Raw genomic sequence first — 9266 nt, forward strand, 5'->3', positions numbered from 1 at the left:
GGCAGGTGATGCCAGTGTATTGGGTGGATTATGTCTCGCTCGCCCTGAAGCGCCCGCTTCAGGGGTATGCGGGCGCGGGCGATCAAGGTGAGACCAGTTGATCCGAGGCGGCGTATTGAAAACTTGCGTTGCCGGAACGTAACGAAGACGGAATGAGCCTTATGACGGGCACCCAGATCCTTGGGTTGGTGGAGTCATAAAAATCCTTCTGGTTGTTACGGGCTTCCTCAAGACCGTCATTGTTCCCCCCGAAGATATAAAAGAAGGCCATCAGGGGCAGCGTCTGCTGCATATTCTGTGACCATGTCTTGATGACGATTTCGTTTTGTTCGTTAAATCCGGTTGCGCCTAACATCCCTCTTGCCCGTACGGATTGATAAAAAGCATCTGCAGCCGGTTTACCTGTTGCCTCCGAAACATCAAAACCGCATTGGCGAATATGTTGATTGGTCGGTGAGCTGTCCCAAACGGCCTTCCATTGTTCTGCCGTGGTCACACCTGCACTGCGACAACGTTGGCTTTGAGAAGGAAACGACGCGTGAGCACCGCACGGTGTGGTTCGGTTCCAGGTCCAGCCGTCGATGGGGAAGGAGCAAAGGAAATCGAGATCGACCTTGTCATGCGGCGCCCCGAAGATGGGGTATAACATGTAGCCATTGTTTTTCCCCCATGCGAGTCGCCCGACATTTGCATCCTTTCTGATGTAGGAAAACGAAACACCGTCGTTTCTAACAGAAGTATCGCTCGGATTCCATACATGATGCGTTTCGCCAGGCTTTTTGTCCGTGACTCTGAGTACAATGCCCGAACATAAAAATGCCGGTGCGGTGGGAAAGTTTTTACAGTTGGGGTCGACCCGGTTATAAAGTGTCGTTAGCAAGGTGACGACCTCCGGTCCTGTCATGGCCACCTGCGATGCACTGGACGCTGTAAAGTCTTGGGTTGGGCTGTCGACATGTACGCACCCGAGGGCGGACGCGACAAAAAGCGTTAATATAATTCGTTTCATATTATTATCCGTTTTAAGTTGTACTTTTAATTGTTTGTATTAACTTCCGGGCGTGCTCATAGACCGACCGCCTGGTCGGCGGCAACGTACGTAAAAGTGGTAATACCGGTTGCGCTGGCGGACGGTGTCAGGCGAATGATGGGGACAATCCTTTTCGGATTGGTTGAATTGTAGAAGTCTTTTTGATTGTATTGCGCATCCGCCAATCCTTGATTAGAGCCGCCGGCGATGAAAAAGAACGCCATGATAGGCAACCAATTGGCACGTCCAGCAGGCCAGGTACGAATGATGATCTCGTTATGTTCGTTAAAGCCTGTAGTGCCCAGCATGGACTTCGCCAGTAAGGATTGGTAAAACGCAGGCCCTGCCAACATATTGCGATCGTCCGAGACATCGAAACCACATTGGCGCAAATTAGGACTGCCCCCCGGGATATTCCATACAGCTACCGCTTGTGCTGCAGTAGTTACACCGGCATCCTGGCAACGTTTGCTTTGTACGGGATAAGTGGCTGATGGCCCGCAAACTTCCGTTGGACTGCGATGCCAACCCCAAGCGTCCATGGTGTAGGAGCATAAATAGTGCAACTGATCCAGCCCGGCCGGTTGTTCAAGAAAGGGGTAAAAGATGTAGCCATTGCCATAACCCCATGCGAGGCGCCCGAAGTTTGCGTCGGCCCTCAGGTAAGAGGCTGAAATACCGCCGCTTTTTACTGAGACAGGACTGGGATCCCACACTTTGTAGTGCCCAGCGGGATCTTTTACGGTCACCCTGAGTGTTACGCCAGAACACAAGAACGCCGGTTGAGAGTCGACCTTGTTGCAATTGGGGAACTTCCTACCGTAAAGCGTTATTAGCTGGGCCGCTACTGCCGCGCCATTCCGGGCGGCAGGGCTGTCAAGGACGCCGACATCATTCGGTAAAATTGTGCGGGTGGGTGAGCAACCCATGATTAATGCGACGAATACAATAAGGAATAAATTTTTCACGATAAGGTTCCTTCATCAACAGGCTGACGCAGTCCATGGGTGTTTTTCCAGTATTTACTATTGGAATAGTCCCGTGTAAGTTCATCCAAAAGATAAGGTGTTTGTTCTACCTGTGTCTCTCTTGCGCAGGGAGTGGGAGTGATTGCGATAGGCCATTTGTAGTCCCGTAGAAACCATTCGGCGGTTTCGATGTATTTTGCACAGCGTTGCAGTGTGATTATTTTTCGGCCTTCTGCTGCGCTGTTGGTTAACGTATCTGCATACGATGCTGAGTGATGACTTATGAAAAATCCTGCGAAAAGCAATGACCAGACGTGGCGATTCATAATGTCGTCCTTGAGGGTGCTGAATATTTAGATATTTTTTTGCTGTTGTGTTTGTTATTCGACTTGCAAGCGCAAGATCCACGAAAACATCAAGCGATCACCACTGCCGGCGCGAAGAATCGTGAAGTTGATACGCACCGGCAGTCCTGCACTTTCAGCAATCCAGGCAGGATCAATGGACAGCCTCATCTGAGCAGTATTGGTGATAGGTACTTCGGGACCATAACGAGTGACTTTCCCGTGCCAGGCAATGCGTACCAAATATCCGCTGGTCATGCCGACATAACTGACGGTTGCCGTGCGTTTATCTGACGACAGTGTGGGCTCAGGCAGATGAAATCTTTGATGTGTAACGGTGAGGTTCAGTGAGCGCGACCGGATCGGGGTTGGAATTCCGGAATATTCCACCGTGTAATACACATTCGCGCCGCTGCCAATACAGTCGATGACATCCAGACGGTGGATCAGGAATGTCAGGGTTTGGCCAGGTTGCCCGATCGTTTGAACTTCACTGCCATAGGTATTGTTTCGGCCAACCCAATACACTTTGACGGTGTGCCCGCTGAGCGAGCCGGTATAAGCAACTTGCACTCTGGCGTGTTCGGCCGAGTACATGTCATCAAACGTCAATTCCTTGCCATCATTTCCAAAGGCCTCCAGCACTTTAGGCGGTTTCAGATCCAGAACCGGTCGTTTGATATGCACATCGATGTAAGCCGTGCGCGACCAGATTGCCTGCGGGCCGGATGAGTTTCCAATTTGATCCACGACCCTGAAGCGCATTGCAAATTGGGGATTATCATTTTTGAACGCATCTGCAAAAAGCCTCAACACCACTGTGCCGGCGGCGGCTTGTGCTGCCGTCACTGTATGCAGGACAGTATGGCCATCACAATCGAGCGTAATTTTGTCGTGCGCCCGCATGTAAGGGTACTTGAGTGTGACGTCTACCCCTTGCGCCGCGCGATTGGCATCCAGCCCCTTGGCGACTACATCCGCAGGGAGAGTCATTCCAAGGTTGGGATTGTCCCCGGATCCGGTAACTTCACCGCCAGGCCGGGGGGTGTTAAAGAGAAAGACGAGGTCCTCCGACGTTTCTGGTCCCTGACTGATACGTGTGACTTTCAAACGAACCCGGTTGATACCGTTTTGCACGAACCCGCCCGGAAGATTCAACGTGAATCTTTTGTTTTCCTCACCCGGCTGGATAATTTTGGAGTCGACGGCCGTGGACAGGTCATTAATCAACAGCTCTGCAGTATCGTATTCACTCATGTTGAACCAGGGGTCGACCAACACTTGAACGCCGGCGGGTGTTACCAGGATTAGCCCGACACCGCCCTCGGGACCGTCGGGATGAATGACCGGCGTCGCCCACCGGGGAATAAATATTTTGTCTATTGCCAATAGTGGGTAACTCATGATCTGCGGCCCCCGGTTGTGTGTTTGATCCGTATCTCGACTGCGAGACCATCAAACACCAACACGTGGGCATCAGCTACTGTCAGATCTGACAGGTAAAAGGCAGTAAACCCCTTGAAAGGTAACCGTTGGTCGTATTCATCCATCATTAAAGGGCGATCACACGTCAGCTTTGTCGTACGCCGGTGGCTTGCATCTGCCATGATTGATTTCCGCAGCACCGCTTCAACCAAAGGAACACCGCAATGGACGACATACAGCAACTGGGCGAGATGCTTCGCCACTACGCAGAAAGCGAAGCGCACAAGAAGCAAATGTTTGAGTCGCAATCAGCCGTGTGGACGACGCGTATCGGTGAACTGTTCGATCAGATCCAGCAGTGGCTGGAACCGGTCCAGGCGCCGAATCTGCTGGAGGTGAGTCGCGAGGTGTATGTCGCTTCAGGGCCGAGTGTTCCGGTCGAGACGTCGACGTTCAAGACCGAGAAACTGGGCATTGTCATCGCCGGTAAACCGGTGGAGTTTGTGCCGGATGTGATGGGTGTCGGTGGTCAGATTTCGTTGGCGGTGATGGGGTTGACGGCAGCGCGCTATGGCAGCATTTCGCTGGTGTGCCTGCCACCGTCGACCAACTGGCAATGGCGCAAGACCAATGGGTTGAAGGACCCGGATACGTTTGCGTTCGATGCAAACTTCCTGGCGCAGCAGTTGCAGAGTCTTATTCCCCGCGAACGTGGCTGAATCCACCGAGCCTGGTACAGAACCCTGTGGGAGTGAGCCTGCTCGCGATGGCGGTGGGACAGCCAACATAAATGTTGAATGCTAAACCGCAATCGCGAGCAGACTCACTCCTACATTGGTTTGGTGTGTGTCAGATTTCGAGGTTGCCCCAACCGGGTTTGGCTTCTTCCGGCGCCACTGCTTTTACGGTCTTCCCGGTCGCCAGCTCCACCCGCCGCGCCACCTCAGGGTCATCGGCAAACGGCATCAGGCTGGCATCTTCCAGACTCTCAGCCGTCTGATGTTTCAAGCAATACTCGATCGCCAGCCAAAACCCCACGACTCCAAACAGATTCAGCACAATCTCGGTCATCTTTAGCTCCTCGCCTCAGGCAATCTGCGCTTCAAGTTCGGCCATCGCCACGTCCGAAACCCGCACGGTGCGCCAGGTGTTGTACGCCATCAGCAACATCCCGCTAAGGAAGAACACGCCGCCAGCAAAACGCACCACGAACCCCGGATGGCTGGCCTGCAACGCCTCGACGAACGAATAGGTCAGCGTGCCGTCGTTGTTGATTGCACGCCACATCAACCCTTGGGTGATGCCGTTGACCCACATCGAGGCGATGTACAACACCGTGCCGATGGTCGCCAGCCAGAAGTGCAGGTTGATCAGCGGCGTGCTGAACATCTGCTCGCGACCGAAGACTTTCGGGACCATGTGGTAGATGGCGCCAAACGTGATCATCGCTACCCAACCGAGGGCGCCGGCATGCACGTGGCCGATGGTCCAGTCGGTGTAGTGGGAGAGGGCGTTCACCGTTTTGATCGCCATCATCGGCCCTTCGAACGTCGACATCCCGTAGAAGGCCAGCGACAGCACCAGAAAGCGCAGGATCGGGTCGGTGCGCAACTTATGCCAGGCCCCGGAGAGCGTCATCATCCCGTTGATCATCCCGCCCCAGCTCGGCGCCAGCAGGATCAGCGACATCGCCATCCCCAGTGACTGCGCCCAGTCCGGCAACGCGGTGTAGTGCAAGTGGTGCGGGCCAGCCCAGATGTACAGGGTGATCAGCGCCCAGAAATGCACGATCGACAGACGATAGGAATACACCGGTCGCCCGACTTGTTTTGGTACGAAGTAATACATCATCCCCAGGAATCCGGTGGTCAGGAAAAAGCCTACGGCGTTGTGCCCGTACCACCACTGGACCATCGCGTCGGTGGCACCGGAATACACCGGGTATGACTTGAACCAGTCCACCGGAATCGACAGGTGATTGACCACGTGCAACATCGCAATCACCACGATGAAGGCGCCGAAGAACCAGTTGCCGACATAGATATGTTTGGTTTTGCGTTGCACCACGGTGGTGAAGAACACGATGGCGTAAGCGACCCACACCACGGTCATCCACACCGCGCCGGAAAATTCGATCTCGGCATATTCCTTGGTGGTGGTGTAGCCCAGCGGCAGGGTGATCAGCATCACCACAATCACCGACTGCCAGCCCCAGAAAGTAAACGCGGCGAGTTTGTCGGAGTACAGCCGCACCTGACACGTGCGCTGCACCGCGTAGTAGCTGGCAGCGAATTGCGCGCTGCCGGCAAAGCCGAAAATCACCAGGCTGGTGTGCAGCGGGCGCAAGCGGCCGAAGGTGGTCCACGGCAGGTCGAGGTTCATCTCGGGCCACACCAGCTGAGAGGCAATCCATACCCCCATCGCCATTCCCACGACACCCCATACGATGGTTGCCACGACGAATTGGCGGACGACCTTGTAGTTATAGGCCTGTCCGATTGTTGCTGTGCTCATGGTCAATGCTTCCACGGTTGCAAAGTCTTGCCAGGCCACCCGGACTGGCATGCCGTCAACTGTAGAAACCCTGTCGGAAACAAAACAGACTCAGAAAAACCGAGTTTATGCGGATCAGATGCAAGGCATGCCTGCTGTGATCTGACGCGCTCTGATATGGTTTTTTAGTATTCAGGTGAATCTGTAACGCACTGCGCTGCAGGTTCATAGTCGACACCTCAAACGAGCCACAGAGCCCGAGCGCACCACATTCCCTGTGGGAGCGGGCTTGCTCGCGAAGGCGGTGGCACAGTCAGCAGTGATGTCGCCTGACACAACGCTTTCGCGAGCAAGCCCGCTCCCACAGGTTCAATGCCAGACCCTGATGAGGTAGCCACATGTATCAGTACGATGACTATGACCGGGCCCTGGTCTTCGAACGCGTTGCGCAGTTTCGCGATCAGGTCGAGCGTTTCATGACGGGCGAGTTGAGTGAAGAAGAGTTCCTGCCGCTGCGTTTGCAGAACGGCCTGTACATGCAAAAGCACGCCTACATGCTGCGTGTGGCGATCCCTTACGGGACCCTGAGCGCAAGGCAAATGCGTACGCTGGCGAGCATCGCCCGGGACTATGATCGCGGATATGGCCACTTCACCACCCGGCAGAACATGCAGTTCAACTGGATCGAACTGGCGCAGGTGCCGGACATTCTCGAACGGCTGGCCCAGGTCGAGATGCACGCAATCCAGACCTCCGGCAACTGCGTGCGTAACATCACCACCGAAGCGTTTGCCGGTGTGGCGGCGGACGAGCTGATGGACCCACGACCGCTGGCCGAGATCCTGCGCCAGTGGTCGACCATCAACCCGGAGTTCCTGTTCCTGCCGCGCAAGTTCAAGATCGCCATCTGCTCGGCGGAGCAGGACCGCGCCGCCATTATGATGCATGACATCGGGCTCTACCTTTATCGCGATGACAGTGGGCAGATGCTGTTGCGGGTCATCGTTGGCGGTGGGCTGGGGCGCACGCCGATACTTGGCCTGCAGATCCGCGAGGGCTTGCCGTGGCAGCATTTGCTGTCCTACGTCGAGGCGGTGCTGCGGGTCTACAACCGCCACGGTCGACGCGACAACAAATACAAGGCGCGGATCAAGATTCTGGTCAAGGCCTTGGGCATCCAAGCCTTCGCCAAGGAAGTGGAGGAGGAATGGCAGTACCTCAAGGACGGCCCGGCGCAGTTGACCGACGTCGAGTATGAGCGTGTCGCCAGTGCCTTCGTGTCCCCCGACTACCGTTCACTGTCCGACACTGACCTGGATTTCGGCACACACCTGGCCGAGAACCCAGCCTTCGCGCGCTGGGTCACGCGCAACGTCCAGCCGCACAAGGTCGCGGGTTACACCAGCGTCGTGCTGTCGACCAAACCGGGCTTCGACTCACCGCCGGGGGACGTGACGACCGAGCAGATGACGGCCGTGGCCGAGTGGTCCGAGCAGTTCGGCTTCGGCGAGATTCGCATCGCCCATGAACAGAACATCGTGCTGCCGGACGTGCCCAAGGCTGATCTCTATACGCTGTGGTGCCTGGCCTGCGAGCAAGGACTGGGCTGCGCCAATATCGGTTTGCTGACTGACATCATCGCGTGCCCCGGCGGCGATTTCTGCGCGCTGGCCAACGCCAAATCGATCCCGATTGCCCAAGCGATCCAAGGCCGTTTCGAGGACCTGGATTACCTCCACGACCTGGGCGACATCAGCCTGAACATCTCCGGCTGCATGAACGCCTGCGGTCACCACCACATCGGCAACATCGGCATTCTGGGGGTCGATAAGAACGGCAGCGAGTGGTACCAGATCACCCTCGGCGGCAGCCAGGGCAAGAGCAGCGCCCTGGGCAAGGTCATCGGCCCGTCCTTCAGCGCCGCCGAAGTGCCCGAGGTAATCGAGCGGATCATCGCTACGTTCGTCAGTTACCGCGAGAGCGAAGAACTGTTCGTCGACACTCTGCAACGCATCGGTCTTGAGCCATTCAAGGAGAAGGTTTATCCGAAGGTGCTGGAGGTCTCGGCATGAACAATCTGCTGCGACTAGAGGAGGGTGTGGCGCGGATTGTAGCTGACGATCCGTGGGTAATGGTCCGGGAACTGGAGGGTGAGTTACCGGCCGGGCCGCTGATATTACCGTTGAGTCGCTGGCTTCTGGAGCCGGCGCAGCATGCGGTATGGCTGGGGCCGGATGATGAAGTGGAAAGCCTCAAGCCGTGGTTTGACTCATTGCCGCTGATTGCGCTGGATTTCCCGAGTTTTCGCGACGGTCGCGGTTACAGCCAGGCGTACCTGCTGCGCACTCGATCGGGCTGGACGGGAGAGTTGCGCGCGGTCGGTGATGTGCTGCGCGATCAGCTCAGCCACATGCGCCAATGCGGTTTCGACAGCTTTGCGGTGCGCGAAGACAAATCCGCTGAGGACGCGCTGAAGGGACTGGCCGGGATGAGCGTGTTGTACGGGCGTTCGGTGATTGAACCGCGGCCGTTGTTCAGAAGACGCTGACACACAAGCTCCAACACTGCTTTTTTTGTAGCAGCTGCCGAGCTTGCGAGGCAGCGTTCGGCGACGAAGTCGTCGTGAAATCAAGCGATGCGGTTTACAGGAAAACCGCGTTTGCAGGGTTTACGACGACTTCGTCGCCGAACGCAGCCTCGCAAGCTCGACAGCTGCTACAGGCTTGCTCTTGTGTTTTTGCTTGGGGCGCTGATGGCATTTTGGTAGAGTCCGCGCCTCATCAGGGAGTTGGCAAAGAAAGGAGTCTGGTTTGAGCGTGGGCAAAAAGATGTTGGGGCTGATTGCGCTGTTGCTGATTGTGGCGCTGTGGGCCAGTTATTTGTGCGCCCAGCATGGGCGCCATCCTAGAGGTGAAAGTCCTCTCTTGAGCTGGCCACAGCGAATGAAGCGAAGCGCAACTGCATGAGGGCGACCGAGTGTGGGAAGGAAGCGTGGAACGTAAACCG

At 56.0% G+C, this 9266-nt stretch carries 9 protein-coding genes; 3 read left to right on the forward strand and 6 right to left on the reverse strand.

The genetic code is table 11. The annotated features are described in order from the left end of the window. Positions 1 to 82 precede the first annotated feature (82 nt). Genes EYC95_RS26100 through EYC95_RS26115 form a run of 4 tightly spaced genes read right to left on the reverse strand, consistent with a single transcriptional unit; the run spans position 83 to position 3746 of the window. Positions 83 to 1009: a halovibrin HvnC gene (locus tag EYC95_RS26100; RefSeq protein WP_131062892.1), complete on the reverse strand. Its 927-nt coding sequence runs from the start codon at positions 1007 to 1009 to the stop codon at positions 83 to 85. A gap of 56 nt (positions 1010 to 1065) precedes the next feature. Then, the gene (locus EYC95_RS26105) at positions 1066 to 1998 is read right to left on the reverse strand and encodes a halovibrin HvnC (RefSeq protein ID WP_256657003.1); all 933 of its coding nucleotides are present in this window, start codon (positions 1996 to 1998) and stop codon (positions 1066 to 1068) included. Beyond that, entirely contained in the window at positions 1995 to 2324 is a 330-nt protein-coding gene (locus EYC95_RS26110) for a hypothetical protein (RefSeq protein ID WP_131062894.1), read from the reverse strand. The genes EYC95_RS26105 and EYC95_RS26110 overlap by 4 nt, the downstream gene beginning before the upstream one ends. Before the next feature lie 54 nt (positions 2325 to 2378). Then, positions 2379 to 3746, reverse strand: coding sequence for a hypothetical protein (locus EYC95_RS26115; protein WP_131062895.1), 1368 nt, complete (start codon positions 3744 to 3746; stop codon positions 2379 to 2381). A gap of 245 nt (positions 3747 to 3991) precedes the next feature. Between EYC95_RS26115 and EYC95_RS26120 the strand changes: the two genes are divergently transcribed. Then, positions 3992 to 4486 (forward strand): hypothetical protein, encoded by a 495-nt coding sequence (locus EYC95_RS26120; protein WP_131062896.1) that lies wholly within the window; start codon positions 3992 to 3994, stop codon positions 4484 to 4486. Positions 4487 to 4616: 130 nt separating this feature from the next. Here EYC95_RS26120 and EYC95_RS26125 read toward each other — a convergent pair whose 3' ends face one another. Then, positions 4617 to 4838: a cbb3-type cytochrome c oxidase subunit 3 gene (locus EYC95_RS26125; RefSeq protein ID WP_131062897.1), complete on the reverse strand. Its 222-nt coding sequence runs from the start codon at positions 4836 to 4838 to the stop codon at positions 4617 to 4619. Between the two features lie 15 nt (positions 4839 to 4853). After that, positions 4854 to 6281, reverse strand: coding sequence for a cytochrome-c oxidase, cbb3-type subunit I (gene ccoN, locus EYC95_RS26130; RefSeq protein WP_131062898.1), 1428 nt, complete (start codon positions 6279 to 6281; stop codon positions 4854 to 4856). Between the two features lie 377 nt (positions 6282 to 6658). On the opposite strand from ccoN, the gene EYC95_RS26140 reads away from it, so the two are divergent. Both EYC95_RS26140 and EYC95_RS26145 read left to right on the forward strand, forming a co-directional pair. After that, positions 6659 to 8332: a nitrite/sulfite reductase gene (locus tag EYC95_RS26140; RefSeq protein ID WP_131062899.1), complete on the forward strand. Its 1674-nt coding sequence runs from the start codon at positions 6659 to 6661 to the stop codon at positions 8330 to 8332. Then, positions 8329 to 8808 (forward strand): DUF934 domain-containing protein, encoded by a 480-nt coding sequence (locus EYC95_RS26145; RefSeq protein ID WP_131062900.1) that lies wholly within the window; start codon positions 8329 to 8331, stop codon positions 8806 to 8808. Before EYC95_RS26140 ends, EYC95_RS26145 begins: the two co-directional genes overlap by 4 nt. Positions 8809 to 9266: the final 458 nt, after the last annotated feature.

It is taken from the genome of Pseudomonas sp. BGI-2 (assembly GCF_004310295.1).
In the GTDB taxonomy this organism is placed as follows: Bacteria; Pseudomonadota; Gammaproteobacteria; order Pseudomonadales; family Pseudomonadaceae; genus Aquipseudomonas.